The sequence below is a fragment of the Shimia sp. FJ5 genome, assembly GCF_032918335.1.
Taxonomy (GTDB): domain Bacteria; phylum Pseudomonadota; class Alphaproteobacteria; order Rhodobacterales; family Rhodobacteraceae; genus Shimia; species Shimia aestuarii_A.
In genome coordinates this window covers 18292-36275 of record NZ_JAWJUV010000010.1, presented here as the reverse complement: position 1 = coordinate 36275, position 17984 = coordinate 18292, and the positions used below count along the sequence as shown (strand labels likewise).

Sequence of the window (17984 nt, the reverse complement as noted above, 5' to 3'; positions counted from 1 at the left end):
CGCCGCCATGCAGCGCATCATCCATCGCGAAAACGCATTGTAGGCAATGATGAGACCAAACTCGAACTCCGAGACCTCCCACCCTTCCCCCTCGGCCAAGTGACGGGAGGAAACGATTCTGCGGCGATCTGGAGTGGTATTCATAAGGTTTGCCCCTAAAAAACGCTGACGATTTGTCTATAAATTACGCAGAAAGATCATCCTCATCAAGGCCAGCCACCGTCTTCCCAAGCCTTTAGAGACATTCAAAACGGAAAAAATAAAAAATAAATTCAATAATCTAACCCCAGGCACCGCCTGCAAACAAAGCATAGGCCTCTCAGCGGACCCCACACTACAATAATAAAACGTTGACAAATCGCCAACGTTTGGTGACGTTTTTACCACTGATAATCCAGTCCAACGGAGTGAGAGAATGAAACTGTTTAAACTGATCGGAGGCGCGGCCTTTGCCGTAGCGGCCCTTGGAGTGTCCGCGCAGGCCGAGACTTGGGACATGCCGACACCCTACCCCGACGCGACCTTCCATACGGCCAATATCCATGATTTTGCTAAGGACGTAGCCGACAAAACCGGCGGCAAACTCGAGATCAAAGTGCATTCGGCAGGATCGCTGTTCAAACACCCCGAGATCAGCAAGGCCGTGCGCAGCGGTCAGGTCCCGGTCGGCGAATTCTTCCTGTCGCTTCTGAATAACGACAATCCCGCCTTCGGCGCCGATTCTCTGCCCTTCCTGGCCACGAGCTATGGCGATGCGGAAAAACTCTGGGCCGCGCAAAAACCGATCATCGACAAGCTTCTCGATGTTCAGGGGCTAATGCCGCTCTATGCCGTGCCGTGGCCGCCTCAGGGGCTGTATACAACGAAAGAAATCAAAACCGTCGATGACCTCAAAGGCGTGAAATTCCGCACCTACAATGCAACGCTGGAAGAATTCGCAAACCTCGCAGGGGCCGCCCCGACACAGGTCGAAGTGCCGGATATTCCGCAAGCCTTCACCACCGGCCGGGTCGAAGCCATGATTACTTCACCCTCGACCGGCGCGAACTCCAAAGCGTGGGATTTCCTGTCGCATTATACCGACATTCAGGCGTGGCTTCCCAAGAACATCGTCGTGGTGAACAAGCGTTCCTTCCGCCGTCTCGACGATGACGTGCAGGCCGCCGTTCTCGAGGCCGCCGCCGCCGCAGAAACCCGCGGCTGGGAGATGAGCAAGGCGGAAACCGCCGCCAAGGTCGCGATCCTGAAGGAAAACGGCATCACGGTTGTGGAGCCGTCGGAAGAACTGATGTCCGGTCTCAAGGCGATCGGTGCGGATATGCTGGCCAACTGGAAAGCTTCCGCCGGAGACGAAGGCACGGCCCTTCTGGACGCCTATAACAACTAAGACCTGTTACTACGGGCGGCGAAGGTGCCGCCCGTTTCCTATCGGAGAAAAGACGATGCGGCGCAGCCTGACCATTCTCTACAATCTCAGCGGGGCGCTGGCGGCGTTTTGCATCCTGTCCATCACGCTTTTGGTCTTCGCACAAGTGTGTCTCAACCTTGTCGACAAGCTCGCGGTTCTGTTCGCAGGTCAAGCCATCGGGCTGACCATTCCCTCCTATTCCGATTTTACCGGCTTCCTTCTTGCCGCCTCTACCTTTCTGGGGCTTGCCTACACGCTCAGGGCCGGAGGACATATCCGCGTTACCCTTGTCACAGGGCTTCTGGGAGATTTGGCACGGCGTCGGATAGAAACCCTTGTTCTTGCCGTGGCCCTGGCGATGGTTGCCTATGGCACGGTCTACATGGGCCTGCTCGTGGCCGAGAGCCACGAATTCGGCGACCGGACCTCGGGTATGGTCTCCTTGCCGCTCTGGATCGTGCAGATGCCCGTTGCCGTGGGGCTTGTTGTGCTGACCATTGCCCTTCTGGACGAACTGACCTGCGTCCTGATGGGACAGCCCGCCTCTTACGAGGGCAAGGGCGAAAACCTCCTGAACGAGTAAGCCGATGAGCATCCTGACCCTTTCCATAATCCTCTTCGCCCTGCTTTTCCTGTTTCTCGGCTCTGGCCTATGGGTGGCACTTTCGCTTCTGGGCGTCGGCATGGCCGCGATGGCCCTGTTCACCGATGCGCCCCTGGGGCTTGTCATGGCCACGACGATCTGGGGCCATGGCAACTCCTGGGCGCTGGCCGCGCTGCCCCTGTTTATCTGGATGGGAGAAATCCTGTTCCGCTCGAAACTCTCCGAAGACATGTTCACCGGCCTCTCGCCGTGGATGAACAGGCTTCCGGGGCGGCTCCTGCATGTGAATATCTTCGGCTGCGGCATCTTTGCCGCCGTCTCCGGCTCCTCCGCGGCAACAGCTGCCACCATCGGCAAGCTCTCCATCCCGGAATTGGCCAAACGCGGCTATCCCGAGCGCATGGTCATCGGCACATTGGCCGGATCGGCCACGCTCGGGCTTCTGATCCCGCCCTCGATCATCCTCATCGTCTACGGCGTGGCCACGGAGCAATCCATCGCCCGGCTGTTCGTGGCGGGCATCCTGCCGGGCCTGCTTCTGGTCTCGCTTTTCGTCGGCTACGTGGCGCTCTGGGGCCTGATGAACAAGAACAGCCTGCCCCGTGAAGACACACGCTATAGCCTCCGTGAAAAACTCTACCACTCGCGCCGGCTCCTGCCGGTGATGGGGCTGATCGCCGGGGTCATCGGGTCAATCTATGCCGGGATCGCCTCTCCCACGGATGCGGCAGCGGTGGGTGTCGTTCTGGCGCTGGTGATGTCCTGGGCCTCAGGCTCTCTCACATGGCAGAGCTTTACCGAGGGGCTGATGGGCGCGATGGTGACGTCCTGCATGATCGCCTTCATCCTGGCCGGTGCCTCTTTCCTGACCGTGGCAATGGGCTTTACCGGCATCCCGCGCCTGCTTGCGGAATGGATCGGGGGCATGGGGCTTTCGACCTATACGCTTCTTGCCGCGCTCACCGTGTTCTTCGTCATCATGGGCTGTTTTCTCGATGGAATTTCTGTCGTCGTCCTGACAACCTCTGTCATAATGCCCATGGTGCAACAGGTCGGAATTGATCCGCTCTGGTTCGGTATTTTCGTCGTCATCGTCGTGGAAATGTCCCAGATCACCCCGCCAGTCGGATTTAACCTCTTCGTACTGCAATCCCTGACCGGGCGGAACATCCTGACCGTAGCACGGGCGGCGCTGCCGTTCTTTCTACTGATGCTTCTGGCGCTGGCCCTGATCGTGGTCCTCCCCGAAATCGTGACCTTCCTGCCGGAGAACATGTAAGCCCATGGCGCAGGTGATTGATACACCCCCGGCAGGGGACTGGCCACGCATCCGCACGGTCGGCTTCGACGGAATGCTCGTCAGCTTTGGCGAGACCTTGAATGAGCCGGCAAACCGTGCCGCGCTGGCCTTCCGCGCCGCTGTCGAACGCGCGGGCTGGAACGGCGTCGAGGAAAGCGCGACCTCTCTGGTCTCCTGCTTCCTGCGGTTCGATCCGCTCTATCTGGGCCACGACACACTTCGTACCGATCTGGAAATCCTGCTTGCCGAACGGAACTGGTATGATGCCGACTTGCCGCAAGGTCGGCGCTTGTGGCGCATTCCAACCGTCTGGGGCACCGATCTCGCCCCGCAACTCGAAGAGGCCGCCCATCAGGCGGGGCTAAGCGTGAAAGACGCGATCCAATCGCTCTCTTCCGAACCTGTACGGGTGCAAACCATCGGTTTCGCTCCCGGTCAGCCCTACCTTGGGGAACTGCCCTCCTGTTGGGACATCCCCCGCCAACAAGACCTTTCGGCACGCATTCCCGAAGGGGCTCTGGCGGTGGCGATCCGGCAATTCGTGCTCTTCTCGATCACGACCCCCACCGGCTGGCGTCATGTCGGGCAAACCGCCATCAGGCTTTTCCGCCCCGAAAGCGAAACACCCTTCGTCCTGCGCCCCGGTGACGAGGTCATCTTCCCCCCCGTCAGCCGGGAAGAGTTCGAGAATATCCGTAGCTCCGGCCCCGACGGCGGCGCAAGCTTCGAGGTGATCCGATGACCGGCACAGTGACGATCAGCAAGGCCGGGCCGGGCCTGTCGCTGCAGGATATGGGACGCCCCGGCTATCTCGTCCATGGGGTCTCTCGCGGTGGGGCGGCGGACCCTCTGGCATTGGCCGAAGGGGCGGCGCTCCTGTCGCAATCTCCCGATGCCGCAGCGCTGGAAATGGCCGGTATGGGCGGCGAGTTCACGGCAGATCGCGACCTGCGCATCGCCCTGACCGGGGCCGATATGCGGGCGACGATGGACGGCGCACCGCTTGTCTCGAATGCGAGCCACTCTTGGCCCGAGGGCTCGGTCCTATCGATCGGCGCGGCCCGACTTGGAACCTATGGCTATCTGCATGTCGGCGGCGGTTTCGTTACCCCGAAACGGCTCGGATCGCGCTCTGCCCATCTTGGTGCCGGGCTTGGTACTCTGCTCGACGATGGAGAGACCCTGCCCGTCGGCACCGACGCCGGAAAGACCACAGGCCAGGTCCTCACGCCCGATCCCCGCTTTGACGGCGGCGCGTTGCGTGTCTTGCCAAGCCTGCAAACCGATTTCTTTCCCGCCGACGTGCTGGAACGTTTCGAAGCGACCGAGTTTCACCGCGACATTCGCGGCAACCGGATGGGGGCCCGGATGAATTCCGACGGTCCCGGCTTCCTGACAGATGGCGGGCTGAGCGTCCTATCCGAGGTCATCGTACCCGGCGACATTCAGGTCACAGGCGATGGCACCCCCTTCGTGCTCCTCGCCGAATGCCAGACCACCGGAGGCTATCCCCGTATCGGCACCGTCCTGCCCTGTGACTTGCCCAAAGTGGCCCAGGCCCAACCGGGCGCAGGCCTGCGCTTTCACTTTGTCACACTGGAACAAGCCATCGAGGCCGAAACGCGGGCACGTGACGCCGTGAAAGGGCTACGCTCGAAGGTCCACCCCTTGATCCGGGATCCGCGAGACATGCCCGACCTTCTGTCCTACCAATTAATCAGCGGCGCAATCGCCGGAAACGAGGAGATCTGAGATGACCCTGAAAGTCGATCTGAACGCCGATATCGGCGAAAGCTTTGGCCCCTGGAACATGGGTGCCGACGCAGAGCTTCTCGAGATCGTCAGTTCCGCCAATATCGCCTGCGGGTTTCATGCAGGCGACTGGGACACGATGGCAGAGACGATGAAACGCGCCGCAACGAACGGTGTCGGCATCGGAGCGCATCCCGGCTTCCCGGATCTACAGGGCTTCGGACGCCGCCGGATGCATATCCCGCTCGACAGCCTCGCCAATCTCGTGCGCTACCAGCTCGGCGCGGCTCGGGCCATGGCACAGGTCAATGGCGGCGCGGTCCGGCATCTGAAACTGCACGGGGCGCTCGCCAATATGGCGGCCGAGGATAAGGCCATGGCACTGGCCTGCTATCGCGCCGCGCTGGACGTCGATCCGGAGATCATCATCATGGTCCTCGCCGGAACCGCGCAAAACGAGGCCGCTGCAGAACTCGGCTGCCGCACCGCCTGCGAGATTTTCGCCGACCGCGCCTATAACGATGATGCCACGCTGGTCGACCGAAGCCTTCCCGGAGCCGTCATCCACGACCCTGAACTCGCCGGGCAAAGGATGCTCGACATGGTCCGGGCAGGTGCAATCCTGACCGAGAGCGGCAAACATATCCCGACGCGGATTGATACGATCTGTTTGCACGGAGATACCCCGACTGCAGTACAGATCGCCCGCTCTGTCCGAGGCATTCTCGAAGCCAACGGTGTCACGGTCGCGCGTTTCGACGGAGAGACACTCGAGCGATGACTCAGTTACGCATTTTGAGTCCCCAAAGGCCCAGAATATTTGTCGAGGAGAAGCGACTTATCAAGAGCGAGATGACACCAGGAGAACGAATGTGGAGAGACAGATATCATCATCTTTGAGATAGGCTTTCCGTACCAGTCCGGTGTAGCTGCTCTGATTTATGGTGGGGACTGATGTAACGAGGGTTGCAGATTTACCCATGGTAGTGAAGTGCGCCCCAGGGGCTGGACAAACGCGCAAGTGTCGCGATGAGATGTTCCAGATCGTGCTGGAAGAAATTTTGCTTGATTGGATGTGTCACATCACGAACTTGCACTCCACCCCTCCGAAACAGATGGAGATTTTTTGAGCAATAATAGCATCTTACCATATTCTCGAGGCACCCCAGCTGTGGCATTAGTAGCTACGGGACAGGTTGAACAGAACAAGGCCCTTTGGACTTCAGGACCACAATGAGCTTTGCTCCATTCCTGAAACATTTAACTATTTGCATTAGATTTCTGAATGGGCACAAATCCCACCTGCAGACCGAATGGACGACCTATCTTCTCGCGTGTCTCCAATGTCGGATTTGCTTTACCTGCCTCGAGCGCGATCACCTGAACCCTGGTCAGACCAAATCGTTCAGCGAACACGGCCTGAGACATGCCCAAGGATTGGCGCAACTCACGAACCGCATTCGAGGAATCGAGCTCGCCCGAAGCCGCTTTCCGAAAGATCTCCTCGCGGCGTGTGCGCTTTTCAATCTTCGTGAGAGGTTTCACGGCTGGCATTGAACATCCTCCAAGGCTTCAATTGCAGCGATCATCCGATCAGGCCTGATGGCGTGCTCAATAACTTTGTCCGGCACGCCCAGTTCAGCAGCGGTACCACGCAATTCGCGCAGCGCAGGCAACATGCCAACCAATGCCTGGCGTACTTCGTCGACACTCAAACCTTCACAAGCCACAGAATCGCACACCGCAGCCCAGTCCGTACCGAGATCTCGCCCCTCCAGGCAGCGCCATCGGCTCTACCGTCCGATGCCTGCATTCGAAAGGCGCATGGGCGAAAATCGAACAGCGGCGCGAGCCGGATCCCGCCCTGTGCCGGGCGCTGCATGGCCGTATTGCGCCCATGATTGTCCGGGTTCCCGGCGGCCATGTTGAGGACATCTCTCATAAGGTACTCTAGCCTGTCCCCTGCCGGGTCATCGCTGTAGAGATCTATGATTTCAAGGTAGTCCTCATGCGCTCTGGTCATACCGAATTCAGCAACACCGAGAGCCGAGGTCAGGCTTTCCTGACCATGAAGCAAGACCGTACCATCAGCGATCTCCCGATCGAACCGCGGCATGATCAGCACACCAGGTTCGTAGCGTAAAGCCGCTGCGCAATCCAGACCAAAGGATCTGGCCAACTCCAGGTATGGTGCCTCTGCTTCAAGGATCAACCGATCATTGTCGCCCGAAGATTTGGGGGGTTTGATGATGACATGCTCGATCCCATCTTCGGTTTTGACGAAAGGATCCGGATACCAGAAACCATCCCGCCCAGAACGAGTCATCAGGGTTTTGGGCCATTCACCCTGCACGCCTCTGGAACCAGAGGCAAGATGTGCAAACCGATCGACAACATCTAGGAAAAGGTCAGTTCGGTTGAAGATATCCTCATCCGTCAGAGGGGGGCACTCGAGGCCTGCGATGCGCTCTTGCTCAGCTTCGAAAGCCTCCCGACTACGCAAATTCCCTATGGGTGCGCCCCCTGCACGGCGCAACAACTGAAGCTCGACAGCTGGATCGTCAGACCGGAGGCCTTCTTCTCGTGCAATGCGTGCGCGAGCCGCCCCCTGAGGCATGAGATCAAGGAGCCAGGCTGGCCAGCGGTCAGATTGACGAAAGGAAAGATCCACCGGATAACGCAGCGACAATGCACGGCGATCAACAACATTCCCTTGGAGGGCATCGACCGAGGCCATCTCCGCCCAGTAGTCCGTGTCATAGCTCGTGCTCGTCGCACCTGCGATCCCGCGACTGGACTCCAGGAATTCTACATCAGCGGCATCACGCCACTCACCGTCGACATGTGTCTGAACAGTGAAATCCATTAAGTACCCTCATAACGATACCTTTTACTCCACATAGAGAGAAATGAGTATGCTTTTAACAATACATTTGAGAGCGCTACCTTTCAGTCTCTTCAGGTACTCCTCTCAAATTTCAGCAGGTAGTCAGTCTGGCCGAGCCAATCAAATCACAGGTTGACCGCCATGGTTGCCCACGCAATGAACAATATATGTGGGAAACGCTCTGGCAGGATTGAACTGCCGCCATGGTCGCTTGAAATGACCCCACGCGTGGATGACGCGGTTCAATTATTACCGCGGCGCACATGCAACCCACTTGCAAAAAGCATCCGGAAACTTTGTGGCAGAACGGTTTTCTTGCCGTCAGCCTGGTTGTGACACAGTCATAGGATCGAAGGGGAGCGAGGGCGCTTTGATCCCCGTGGTAAGCGATAGCGTGTGCTGATTGGCGATGTCACACATCTCGATTTAAAGAAAATTATTTATTATCAAGTTCTTACACTATTTTCAAGGTGATGCCACGTCAGCTGTGACAGCTTGTGACAAGATCTGTGACACACATTTTCCATTTAAAATCAATAAGTAAGCATCATTATATAGGTATATGTCACATGTCACAGATATATATGTATTTACGTACGCGCGCACATGTACGCACGCGCATGTACGCATGTAATACATATTCTGGCGTGACATGTGACATTGCGTAACTTGTTGATTTTAAAAGATTGTCGTGTCACAGGGTATGTAGGCCAGGCTCTCGCCTTTTATTAATATATATTAAAAACAACGACTTACGAGATATGGGCCAATAGTGACTTTTGTGACAACTCACCTCCGCACCCTCGGTGTCACATGGGCCCAACCACCCAAACAGTTCAGTAAGGGCGCGTGAGCCAACTCGTTTCCGCCCTCCTGGGCCAAGATGCAGACCCGACCGCGCATGCAAGCTCGACCGGGCTACCGGTATTTCATTTCAACGCCTGAGCTAAAGTTCTCTGTCATCGGGGCTGAGAGGTCATTGCGACCTGTCAGCGTTACGCCAATTGTCGACAACCTCTTCGAGGGCATCAAAGAGCAGCACGGGAAGGATGCTGAACTATCTGTCTTCTATGCTATGCCACCGCTTGCGCGATCGAGTTCGGGCGGGCATGGCACCCGAAAGCACATCCGGGTTTCAGGATCTTTGACCAGGTGCCAGAACTGGGTTTCATTAAGCGTCACTCTTTAATTTCAGTGTTATCTGCCAAATTAAATTTCTCGGCAGCGCTTGGGGAAATTGGCTCCCAACGTGCGATCCACCCAATCCACACAGCAAGCTATTGTTTTTAAATGATAAAGAAAGGAGTGGGAAACTTCACACCTGAGCTTTTACTGCTCTCTCGGATACGTTGGAAGAAATCACCACTTCCCATCGAGAGGACCAACCATGAACAAATCGCATCATTTTCTGAAGCTGACTGCCAGCACCGCACTTGCGGTCATCGTCGGCTTCCCAACTTTCGCTCAGGGAACGGGTGACTATTCCGACGAGACGAACTGGGGCATCAACAGGACGACGGAACGCGCTTCAGGGATGAATGCGGGCGGTATGGTCGGTGATATGGCCATGCCCGGGTACAACCCCAACGCTCTCCGCCCCGCCGGCGATGGGCTTGGACGGCATCAGGCCACCCAGGATGTCGAGATGCAGGGCAACAACCTGACCGGTGTCAACGAGATCACCGGCGTCTCGAGGATCATCGGGAACGGCGTTCTGGTGATCGAGAACCTCGATTATCCGATCGATGGTTACGACGCGGCCAACAAGGCCTATGTCGATGAAGAGATTGCCAAGGCGGCCGAGGATCTCGAAGACAGCGTTGGCGAGACACAGCAAGGGCTCGACAACTTGACCGGTGGCGACGGCATCGATCGGAACGGTGACAGCTTCGAGGTGGACAACTCCGTGGTCAGGACCTTCAGTGACCAGAACATCGGCGGCGTGAAGAACTTTCAGACACGTATCAATGTGTCCTCAGCCTCAAATCGCCCTTTGGACTCGCGCAGCCATGCTGACAATGGTGTCGGGCTCTACGGGCGCGCCTCAAGCACCAATGGTGGATATGGTGTGGTAGGCATGAATGAGGGGGCCTCTGGCGCTGGCGTCCTGGCGGAAACCCTCAGCGTGAATGGTCTGCCGCTCATGGTCTCGGCACCAAGCACAGCCATGACCCTTGTAGGTCTGAGCGCTGGTGGGAACATTGTCAGCGAGATTTCATCCGTAGGGGATGGCGTTGCGATAACAGGCATCGAGTTGCCGACACGCGGGGACCATGCCGCGTCCAAGGAATATGTCGATCTCGTCGTTGAAATGCTTCGTGACGAATTCGGGATATCCGCGATTACGCCATATATCCAAGAATCTGTCAGCATGGCGCTGGACCCGACTGCACCCCCCGTTGAGGATTACTATTACTACAGCTGCGGAACGAGCACCGTAAACCCCGACGGCAGCCGCACCTGTTCCGAACTCGTGATCAAATCACCGGTGAGCCCTACTCGCGGGGTCTTCAGGCTTCATGAAGCAAATGTTCAGACAATTGTAAACTTGGGGATTCATCTTTCCGGGAGTTGCACCTTGGGTGACCAGATCGGCTACGATGAAATCCATTATTTCTATGGCACCAGCTTCCCTGCTGAGACCATAGATGCGGAGATTTATTTTGATGCGCACTACCCAGAGGCCTGGGGCTTCGTTGAAGGTGAAGCAGATCACGGCCCGGGTACCGTCACTGATGGTTGCAACTTTCAGCCACGCGCGCAGATTTTCACCCCCAGCGATCCTGAGTTCGAGCGCCTGAAGGGCTTCACCCTTTACGATCGGAACGTGACCCCGATGCCGAGCGGGTACACCGTCGAAGAGCCTTGATGCCAATCTTCGTACGTTCAACGGCGGCCCCTCTGGGCCGCCAATATGAAATGCATTTCCAGGGCTCCTCGCCAAGTCGTGGGGGGATAGAGTAAACGCCATGATAAAAAATATCTTTGTGACTCTTCTTTGATTGCGGCCGGCGCCTTTCTCGCCGCGGTATCCTTGCTCTTCCTGGGCCTTGGCATTCCTGGAAAGTGCAGCTTCGGCCTCAACTACTGCACGCTTTACTTTTCCCTCGTAGGCCTGACCTGTTCCATGGCCCTTACATCACCAATCTCGCTGGCATTGAGTTTCAGCAGACGCTTTCCCAGGTTTCTGTTCTGGGGGCGCTCTCTCACCATCGGCCTTCCTGCGATGTGTTGCGCACTAATTGCCGTGACATTTCTGGTGGCCTGAAGACCATCAGAAGTTCCCACAGGCTGGTGGAAGCGGCCTGCCCCCCTCTTCCACAATCCTTCAAGCGAATGAAGCTGGCCTGAACTCCCGCCGCCTGCACTTCCTCAGACAGACGACAGTTTACCAACGCTCAGACGGGCTCTGCCGTCAAGAAATGATCTCTTCCATAGCAAACACAGGGTACGCCCGCCGGCCCCCGAGACCATCGTCCAGATGGATCAAAGGCCAATCATGCACTAACAATCAAACTGGACCACTCAGGTGGGGCTGATCACCTAACCGTGTAAGTGTTGCTCGCTCATTGATGCATGGCGTGCAGCGATACGCGCAACTGCTCCCTATGTTGGCTTTGGGCTTACTCAAAACGTCGAGAACGCGGCTTCCCATGAANGCAGCGATACGCGCAACTGCTCCCTATGTTGGCTTTGGGCTTACTCAAAACGTCGAGAACGCGGCTTCCCATGAACTAAACGCGCAGGACTAATGGTGGCCAGAAGTCGATGCAAAAATAGGCCAAAATAGAATAAAAACAGATACTTAATAGTTGAAAGACTCAGCTTTTCTGTGAACAATCCCTCCATGCTTGGTATGAACAGGGGGCGTCATGCGAATGGACGAAACCGATCTTAAAATTCTTCGCGTCCTTCAGAAGGACGGCGGGCTCACGGTGTCGGAGATCGCGGAACAGGTCGGTCTGTCGCAGTCGCCCTGTTCTAGGCGGATTAGTCAGATGCAGGCAGATGGCGTTATCCTGGGCAAGTCGATCATGCTGAACCGGAAGAAACTTGGCTTCGGCTGCATCGTCCTGGTCCGCATCAAGCTGAACGGGCATGGACGGCAATCCCTCCCGGCTTTTCAGGATGCGGTGTTGCGCATTCCGGAGGTTCAGGTGCTGCAGCTGATGCTGGGGGATTACGACTTCAACGTCCGCATCGTCGTGCGCGACATGGACCACTACCAACAGATTCTGCGGTCTAGGTTGGTCAAGCTGCCGGGCCTGCAGGAAATCCAGAGCACCGTTCTCCTGGACGAAATGCGCTACACGACCGCGTTGCCGTTGTAGCATCGCGGTCGCTTGTCTTTGCATTTCGGGCTCTCGGCGCTCTGTCACGATGATCTGTCAGGCAATTGCCGGACCGCGCCGACAGATGCATTGCCTGCCCAGGCCGCATAGGCCTGAAGCGCCCGCGACACGACCCGATTGCGCGCCTGCGGTGTCCACAGGGCGGCGTCAGCGTTCCGGTGGTTGCGCCGCCGCCAGTCGAGTTCCTCATCCGGAACATCAAGGGTAATGCGGCGCGCGGGGATGTCGATGGTGATCTTATCGCCTGCCTCGATCAGCGCGATCACCCCAGCTTCGGCCGCCTCGGGTGAGACGTGACCAATGGACAGGCCCGCCGATCCGCCCGAGAACCGGCCATCGGTGAGCAGGGCACAACTGCGGTCCAGACGCATGCTTTTGTGGTAGGCAGTTGGGTAGAGCATTTCCTGCATGCCCGGGCCGCCCTTCGGACCTTCATACCGCACGACAACCACGGTGCCCGGTACCACGGTTTTCTGCAGGATCGCATTGGCGGCGGCTTCCTGGGATTCATAGACCTGTGCGGTGCCTGTGAATCGCAGCATCTCTGGGTCTACGGCGGCTGTTTTGACAACGCAGCCCTGAACGGCGAGGTTGCCGGTGAGGACGGCGAGCCCGCCCTCTTTGCTATAGGCGTGCTCGATCGACCTTACGCAGCCGTTCACCGGATCGATATCCGTTTCGCGATAAAGCCGGTTCTGGCTGAAGGCCTGTGTCGTCCGCATCCCGCCGGGGGCGGATCGGAAAAAGGTGTCGATGTCCGGGTCGGTGGAACGCCGAATGTCCCACTGGTCGATAAAATCACCAATGGTGGGGGCGTGGACGGTCGCGGCGTCACGATTGATCCGACCAGCGCGGTCAAGTTCGCCTAGGATGCGAGCGATCCCACCTGCCCTGTGGACGTCCTCCATGTGATAATCGGGCGTGGCGGGCGAGACCTTGCACAGGTGCGGAACCTCGCGTGACAGTCTGTCTATGTCCTTAAGAGTGAAGTCGACCTCACCTTCCTGCGCGATTGCCAGTAGGTGCAGGATTGTGTTGGTCGACCCGCCCATGGCTATGTCGAGGGCCATCGCGTTTTCAAAGGCGGCGCGGTCGGCAATATCACGTGGCAGAGCGGTCGCGTCGTCGTCTTGATACCAGCGCCGACAGAGATCGACGATGCGACGGCCCGCTTCCAGGAACAGGTCTCTCCGCCGCGCATGGGTCGCGAGGAGAGATCCGTTCCCCGGTAGCGCCAGCCCCAGAGCCTCGGCAAGGCAGTTCATCGAATTCGCCGTAAACATCCCGGAACAGGATCCACAGGTCGGACAGGCCGACCGTTCGATTGCGTCCACATCCTCATTGCTGCGATCCGGCGATGCGCTGGCATAGATGGCGTCGATTAGATCGGTCGTCTGTTCTCCGTTCGACAGGATGGTTTTCCCGGCCTCCATCGGGCCGCCGGATACGAAGATCGCAGGAATGTTCAGCCGCATCGCAGCCATCAGCATGCCTGGGGTGATTTTGTCGCAATTGGAGATGCAGACGAGCGCATCAACGCAATGGGCATTGGCCATGTATTCGATGGAATCTGCGATGATCTCACGCGAGGGGAGACTGTAGAGCATCCCGGCGTGACCCATGGCGATGCCGTCATCTACCGCGATTGTGTTAAACTCTTTCGCAACGCCACCGGCGGCTGTCACCTCGGATGCAACAAGGTCTCCTAGATCTTTGAGATGGACATGCCCCGGCACGAATTGGGTGTAAGAATTGACGATTGCGACGATCGGCTTGCCGAAATCGGTTTCAGTCATTCCCGTGGCTCGCCACAGGGCGCGGGCTGCGGCCATTCTCCGCCCGTGTGTCGATGTCTTAGATCTCAGATCCGGCATTTGCTTCTCCTGCATTGTAACGGCCAGAAGCGAGACGAGAGCTGCGCTTGCCGCCTTCCCGGATATTCTAAATGGTTTCATAGTCTATAAAATTGAATATAATGGCGGTGTTACTTCACTATTTTCGAATAATAATGGCCAAGAATATCGACACTGCACTACTCCGCACGTTCATCAGTGCTATAGACCTCGGTGGATTTCATCGCGCTGCGACTGCCGTACATCGGTCGCAGTCGACGATCAGTGTACAGTTGCGTAAACTTGAGGAGGTTCTAGGCGTTACCCTGTTCAAAAAGTCGGGTCGCATGCGTGTCCTGACGCGGGAGGGGGAGGAGTTTGCGGTCTACGCGCGTCGGCTTCTGTCGCTCCACGATCAGGCGGTTGATGCGATGAGCGCGTCCTCCACCGTCGGTTTCGTGCGCATTGGAGTGATGGACGACTACGCCAGCCAAATACTTCCCGACATTGTCGCGCGGTACCAAGAACGCCACCCCGCCGTCACGGTCGAGATCACGGCAGGGTTTTCAAACTTTCTGATGACGCGACTTGGCGATGATTTTGACCTGGTTCTTTCCACCCATCCGGTCGGCATGGGTCAGGGTCTGGTGCTGTGCCATGAGCGAACGCTATGGGCCTACGCTGCCGACAAGCCGCTGCCGGACGCCGGGGAAATTCCTTTGGCCCTGCTGCCCTCGGGAAACCTATTCCGCCAGTGGGCGTTGCGCGCGCTTGAATCGTCAGGTGCGAGCTGGCGCATCGCATTCACCGGATCAAGCATCGGGACAGTCGAAGCAGCTGCCGCCGCAGGAATCGGTGTGACCGTCGTCAAGGAGACGACGGCCAACTTTGGTCTTCGATTCCTTGGGGAGTCGGACGGGTTCCCCGATCTGCCCCCGACCGAAATCGTGCTGAACCGGGTGCATGACGGGGCCAACCGCGCCGTGCAGGCTATGGCAGATCATATCGTCAGCGCGTTTGATCACAGCTCCTGAGATGCGGCGCTATCCCGTCAGTGACAGAGGGACATAGGCGATCAGCAGATAGACCACGATCAGCACGGCCAAGTATGGGACCACCGCGCGGGCGATCCGTTCAACAGACTGATCCGTTGTCGACGCCGCGACGAACAGGTTAATCGCGACGGGCGGAGTGACCATCCCGATGGCGAGACCGACCACGATGATGATTCCGAAATGCACCGTTCCGATACCGAGCTGTACCGCCAGCGGCAGCAGCATCGGGGTCAGGATGATCAGCGCACTTGCCGTTTCAAGAAAGACGCCGGTCAGCAGGATCAGCACCATGACCACCAGAAGCAGGAGAAAGATACTGTCGGTCAGCGACAGGGCAAATGCTGCAATTGCGTTCGGCACCTGCCAGCTGGCGAGTGTCCAGCTTAGAACGGACGACGCGGCGATGACGAATAGGATCACTGCTGTCGTCGCGCCGGCCCGCAGGATGATGCGGTAAAGCTCTCCGAGACTCAGGTCGCGGTAGATGAACAGCGACACGAGGATTGCATAGTTGACGGCGACGACCGCTGCCTCACTTGGTGTGAAAAAGCCCGAGAAGATTCCACCCAGAATGATCAGCGGTGCCATCAGGCCCCAACTTGCAGATCGGAAAGTGCGCAGGATCGTCCGCATCGACAGTTCCGTCCCGCTCGGATAGGCACGACGGTATCCCTGCAAGACCGCCACGATCATTAAGCCCAGCCCCATGGCGATGCCCGGAATGAAACCGGCGAGGAACAGGCTCTTGACCGACTCCTGCGCGATCACGGCGTAGATGATCATCGGCACCGATGGAGGAATGACGACACCGATCGTGCCCGCGGCAGCAATGAGCGAGGCCGCCGAGGCCGGATCGTAGCCCTTTCGCTTTAACTCGGGCACAAGGCTTGCACCGACGGCTGCCGTGGTCGCAGCGCCAGAGCCTGAGATCGCGGCGAAAAACACGCTGGCCATCACCGACACAACCGACAGGCCGCCGCGGATGAAGCCGAGCATGCTATCAGCGAAGGCGATCAGACGTTTCGAGATTTCACCATGCGCGAGTATATCGCCCGCAAGGACAAACATCGGAACAGCGACGAGGGCAAAACTGTTGATACCAGCGAACATCTGCTGTGGCACGACCATAAGCGGCATTCCGTCCAGCTGCAGAGCAGCCGTCGCCGAGGCGCCGATTGCAATCGCCACCGGCAGGCCCATCAACAGAAACAGAATGAAGAGACTTGCAAGGATGAGGGTCATTCGGCACTCTCCGTTCGATCATCGCGTGCGGGTTCGCCGGCACACAGATGGATCAGGTCAATGACCGAGAGCGAAGCCATCAGAGCGCCGGCCAGTGGCATCACGAAATAGATGTTGTTCATCGGAATGCGCAGTGCTGACGACCGCTGGAAACTCTGAAGGGTCATGTACGTCCATCCGATCCAAGTCAGTGTCGCGAGGAATGCAATCGCGATCAGGATCCCGGCGCCGGACACGATCCGCCGCAGTGTCGGTGGAAGGCTGTCTCGCAACATGCGGACCGCGATGTGGCGCCCTTGCTGAAAGGCCAGTGTGGCACCGAGGAAGGTGATCCAGATCAGCAGGAACCGGGCTACCTCTTCGGTCCAGGAAACGGAGGTGAAGAACATCCGCGACACGATCTGCAAGGTGATGACCGCCGCCAGCGCAGCCATGCCCGCGACAACAACGGGAGAGAGGACCGCGCTTATCGCCCGGTCCATCCATTTCAGCGCCGCCAGCATTTATTTCAGGGCGTCCTGAATGCGCGGAAGGTAGTCGCCGAAGCGCTGGCCATACTTGTCGTAAACCGGGGCGACCGCCTTGGAAAACGCGGAGAGGTCAGCGTCGTCGATCACGGTCATACCGGCGGCCCGAAGCTCCTCCAGTTGCTTGCTCTCGAGGTCTGCATTCAGCTGACGTTCGTATTCCGCAGCCTCCTGCGCAACCTGGGTAACGATGTCCTGGGCCTCCTCCGAGAGGTCGTTCCAGACAGATAGGCTCATCACGATAATGGCCGGGGCATAGGTGTGCCGGGTCATTGTCATGTTTGTCTGCGTTTCATTCAGCTGGAACGAATGAACGACGCCGACGGGGTTTTCCTGTCCGTCGATGGTCCCCTGCTGCATGGCTGTCAGTGCCTCGGTCCAGGCCATCGGGATCGCGTTCGCCCCAAGTTCGCGGAAGGTGTCGATATAGACCGGGTTTTCCATCACCCGAACCTTAAGGCCCTCCAGATCAGCAGGCGTGTTGATGGCCCGTTCCGAGTTCGTCAGATTGCGAAAGCCGCGTTCCGCATAGGCCAGACCCTTGAGGTTCACTTCAGCCAGCCGGTCCAGAAGTTCCTGCCCGATCGGCCCGTCGAGGACCTCGTAGGCTTTCTCGGCCGAGGGGAACAGGAATGGCATTTCAAAAACCGCGATATCTTCGAGAAAGTTTGACACCGGGCCGTTGGTGATCACGCCCATGTCGATGGTACCGATCTGCATGCCTTCCAGAAGGGTGCGTTCATCACCGAGGGTCGCGTTCGGGAACACCTCGACCGTGATTCTACCATCGGAACGTTCAGCGACCAATTCTTGAAACTTAGTGGCCGCGGCATGAAACCCGTCGTTTTCGTTAACGACATGCGCGAGCCGCAGGTTCACTTCTTCGATTTCAGCCAGAGCGGGTTGGCCCAGGGCCATCGTGACGATGCAACCGGTAACGACTGCAAAGTAATTCGTGATCTTCATATTATCCTCCCTAATTGTCTGAGGAAGAGCGCTGCACCAGGACTGGGCTGAATCACCTT

16 protein-coding genes and 1 pseudogene are annotated in these 17984 nt (G+C 57.8%); 9 read left to right on the top strand and 8 right to left on the bottom strand.

Translation table 11 applies throughout. The features are described from left to right. Nucleotides 1-144: pseudogene (locus R1W01_RS17765) on the bottom strand (transcriptional regulator); the annotation flags it as partial. A 271-nt stretch (nucleotides 145-415) separates the two neighbouring features. Here R1W01_RS17765 and R1W01_RS17760 point away from each other — a divergent pair. The 6 genes from R1W01_RS17760 to R1W01_RS17735 are packed head-to-tail and all read left to right on the top strand — an operon-like array spanning nucleotide 416 to nucleotide 5845. Then, on the top strand, nucleotides 416-1387 hold the full coding sequence (locus R1W01_RS17760; RefSeq protein ID WP_297755324.1) for a TRAP transporter substrate-binding protein: 972 nt from the start codon (nucleotides 416-418) through the stop codon (nucleotides 1385-1387). A 55-nt stretch (nucleotides 1388-1442) separates the two neighbouring features. Then, a complete protein-coding gene (locus R1W01_RS17755; protein WP_317275415.1) occupies nucleotides 1443-1991 on the top strand; it encodes a TRAP transporter small permease in 549 nt (182 codons plus the stop codon). Nucleotides 1992-1995: 4 nt separating this feature from the next. Then, nucleotides 1996-3291, top strand: coding sequence for a TRAP transporter large permease (locus R1W01_RS17750; protein WP_243614623.1), 1296 nt, complete (start codon nucleotides 1996-1998; stop codon nucleotides 3289-3291). A gap of 4 nt (nucleotides 3292-3295) precedes the next feature. Further along, nucleotides 3296-4054, top strand: a complete 759-nt coding sequence (locus tag R1W01_RS17745; protein ID WP_317275414.1) for an allophanate hydrolase subunit 1 — start codon at nucleotides 3296-3298, stop codon at nucleotides 4052-4054. Next, on the top strand, nucleotides 4051-5064 hold the full coding sequence (locus R1W01_RS17740) for an urea amidolyase (protein ID WP_317275413.1): 1014 nt from the start codon (nucleotides 4051-4053) through the stop codon (nucleotides 5062-5064). Before R1W01_RS17745 ends, R1W01_RS17740 begins: the two co-directional genes overlap by 4 nt. A 1-nt stretch (nucleotide 5065) precedes the next feature. Beyond that, nucleotides 5066-5845, top strand: a complete 780-nt coding sequence (locus R1W01_RS17735; RefSeq protein WP_317275412.1) for a 5-oxoprolinase subunit PxpA — start codon at nucleotides 5066-5068, stop codon at nucleotides 5843-5845. Nucleotides 5846-6324: 479 nt separating this feature from the next. On the opposite strand, the gene R1W01_RS17730 is transcribed toward R1W01_RS17735, so the two are convergent. The 3 genes from R1W01_RS17730 to R1W01_RS17720 are packed head-to-tail and all read right to left on the bottom strand — an operon-like array spanning nucleotide 6325 to nucleotide 7930. Continuing rightward, the gene (locus R1W01_RS17730) at nucleotides 6325-6618 is read right to left on the bottom strand and encodes a helix-turn-helix transcriptional regulator (protein ID WP_317275411.1); all 294 of its coding nucleotides are present in this window, start codon (nucleotides 6616-6618) and stop codon (nucleotides 6325-6327) included. Next, complete coding sequence (locus tag R1W01_RS17725) at nucleotides 6606-6779, bottom strand: hypothetical protein (protein WP_297755344.1); 174 nt, start codon at nucleotides 6777-6779, stop codon at nucleotides 6606-6608. The genes R1W01_RS17730 and R1W01_RS17725 overlap by 13 nt, the downstream gene beginning before the upstream one ends. Further along, entirely contained in the window at nucleotides 6776-7930 is a 1155-nt protein-coding gene (locus R1W01_RS17720; protein WP_317275410.1) for a type II toxin-antitoxin system HipA family toxin, read from the bottom strand. The genes R1W01_RS17725 and R1W01_RS17720 overlap by 4 nt, the downstream gene beginning before the upstream one ends. A gap of 1408 nt (nucleotides 7931-9338) precedes the next feature. On the opposite strand from R1W01_RS17720, the gene R1W01_RS17715 reads away from it, so the two are divergent. Together R1W01_RS17715 and R1W01_RS17710 are read left to right on the top strand one after the other, a co-directional pair. Then, the gene (locus tag R1W01_RS17715) at nucleotides 9339-10820 is read left to right on the top strand and encodes a hypothetical protein (protein ID WP_317275409.1); all 1482 of its coding nucleotides are present in this window, start codon (nucleotides 9339-9341) and stop codon (nucleotides 10818-10820) included. Between the two features lie 1009 nt (nucleotides 10821-11829). Continuing rightward, nucleotides 11830-12282, top strand: coding sequence for an Lrp/AsnC family transcriptional regulator (locus R1W01_RS17710; RefSeq protein ID WP_243614616.1), 453 nt, complete (start codon nucleotides 11830-11832; stop codon nucleotides 12280-12282). 44 nt (nucleotides 12283-12326) lie between these two features. Here R1W01_RS17710 and ilvD read toward each other — a convergent pair whose 3' ends face one another. Beyond that, complete coding sequence (ilvD, locus tag R1W01_RS17705) at nucleotides 12327-14177, bottom strand: dihydroxy-acid dehydratase (RefSeq protein WP_317275408.1); 1851 nt, start codon at nucleotides 14175-14177, stop codon at nucleotides 12327-12329. 134 nt (nucleotides 14178-14311) lie between these two features. Here ilvD and R1W01_RS17700 point away from each other — a divergent pair, with 134 nt between their 5' ends. After that, entirely contained in the window at nucleotides 14312-15169 is an 858-nt protein-coding gene (locus R1W01_RS17700; protein ID WP_317275407.1) for a LysR substrate-binding domain-containing protein, read from the top strand. Nucleotides 15170-15178: 9 nt separating this feature from the next. On the opposite strand, the gene R1W01_RS17695 is transcribed toward R1W01_RS17700, so the two are convergent. Genes R1W01_RS17695 through R1W01_RS17685 form a run of 3 tightly spaced genes read right to left on the bottom strand, consistent with a single transcriptional unit; the run spans nucleotide 15179 to nucleotide 17925 of the window. After that, nucleotides 15179-16432 (bottom strand): TRAP transporter large permease, encoded by a 1254-nt coding sequence (locus R1W01_RS17695; RefSeq protein WP_317275406.1) that lies wholly within the window; start codon nucleotides 16430-16432, stop codon nucleotides 15179-15181. After that, a complete protein-coding gene (locus R1W01_RS17690) occupies nucleotides 16429-16935 on the bottom strand; it encodes a TRAP transporter small permease (RefSeq protein ID WP_317275405.1) in 507 nt (168 codons plus the stop codon). Before R1W01_RS17690 ends, R1W01_RS17695 begins: the two co-directional genes overlap by 4 nt. Further along, nucleotides 16936-17925: a TRAP transporter substrate-binding protein gene (locus R1W01_RS17685; protein ID WP_317275404.1), complete on the bottom strand. Its 990-nt coding sequence runs from the start codon at nucleotides 17923-17925 to the stop codon at nucleotides 16936-16938. Nucleotides 17926-17984 lie beyond the last annotated feature (59 nt).

Bases quoted from the DNA above. Each gene is read 5' to 3' on its own strand.
- R1W01_RS17760 (WP_297755324.1), top strand. From the start codon at position 416: ATGAAACTGTTTAAACTGATCGGAGGCGCGGCCTTTGCCGTAGCGGCC.
- R1W01_RS17755 (WP_317275415.1), top strand. From the start codon at position 1,443: ATGCGGCGCAGCCTGACCATTCTCTACAATCTCAGCGGGGCGCTGGCG.
- R1W01_RS17750 (WP_243614623.1), top strand. From the start codon at position 1,996: ATGAGCATCCTGACCCTTTCCATAATCCTCTTCGCCCTGCTTTTCCTG.
- R1W01_RS17745 (WP_317275414.1), top strand. From the start codon at position 3,296: ATGGCGCAGGTGATTGATACACCCCCGGCAGGGGACTGGCCACGCATC.
- R1W01_RS17740 (WP_317275413.1), top strand. From the start codon at position 4,051: ATGACCGGCACAGTGACGATCAGCAAGGCCGGGCCGGGCCTGTCGCTG.
- R1W01_RS17735 (WP_317275412.1), top strand. From the start codon at position 5,066: ATGACCCTGAAAGTCGATCTGAACGCCGATATCGGCGAAAGCTTTGGC.
- R1W01_RS17730 (WP_317275411.1), bottom strand. From the start codon at position 6,618: ATGCCAGCCGTGAAACCTCTCACGAAGATTGAAAAGCGCACACGCCGC.
- R1W01_RS17720 (WP_317275410.1), bottom strand. From the start codon at position 7,930: ATGGATTTCACTGTTCAGACACATGTCGACGGTGAGTGGCGTGATGCC.
- R1W01_RS17715 (WP_317275409.1), top strand. From the start codon at position 9,339: ATGAACAAATCGCATCATTTTCTGAAGCTGACTGCCAGCACCGCACTT.
- R1W01_RS17710 (WP_243614616.1), top strand. From the start codon at position 11,830: ATGGACGAAACCGATCTTAAAATTCTTCGCGTCCTTCAGAAGGACGGC.
- ilvD (WP_317275408.1), bottom strand. From the start codon at position 14,177: ATGCCGGATCTGAGATCTAAGACATCGACACACGGGCGGAGAATGGCC.
- R1W01_RS17700 (WP_317275407.1), top strand. From the start codon at position 14,312: ATGGCCAAGAATATCGACACTGCACTACTCCGCACGTTCATCAGTGCT.
- R1W01_RS17695 (WP_317275406.1), bottom strand. From the start codon at position 16,432: ATGACCCTCATCCTTGCAAGTCTCTTCATTCTGTTTCTGTTGATGGGC.
- R1W01_RS17690 (WP_317275405.1), bottom strand. From the start codon at position 16,935: ATGCTGGCGGCGCTGAAATGGATGGACCGGGCGATAAGCGCGGTCCTC.
- R1W01_RS17685 (WP_317275404.1), bottom strand. From the start codon at position 17,925: ATGAAGATCACGAATTACTTTGCAGTCGTTACCGGTTGCATCGTCACG.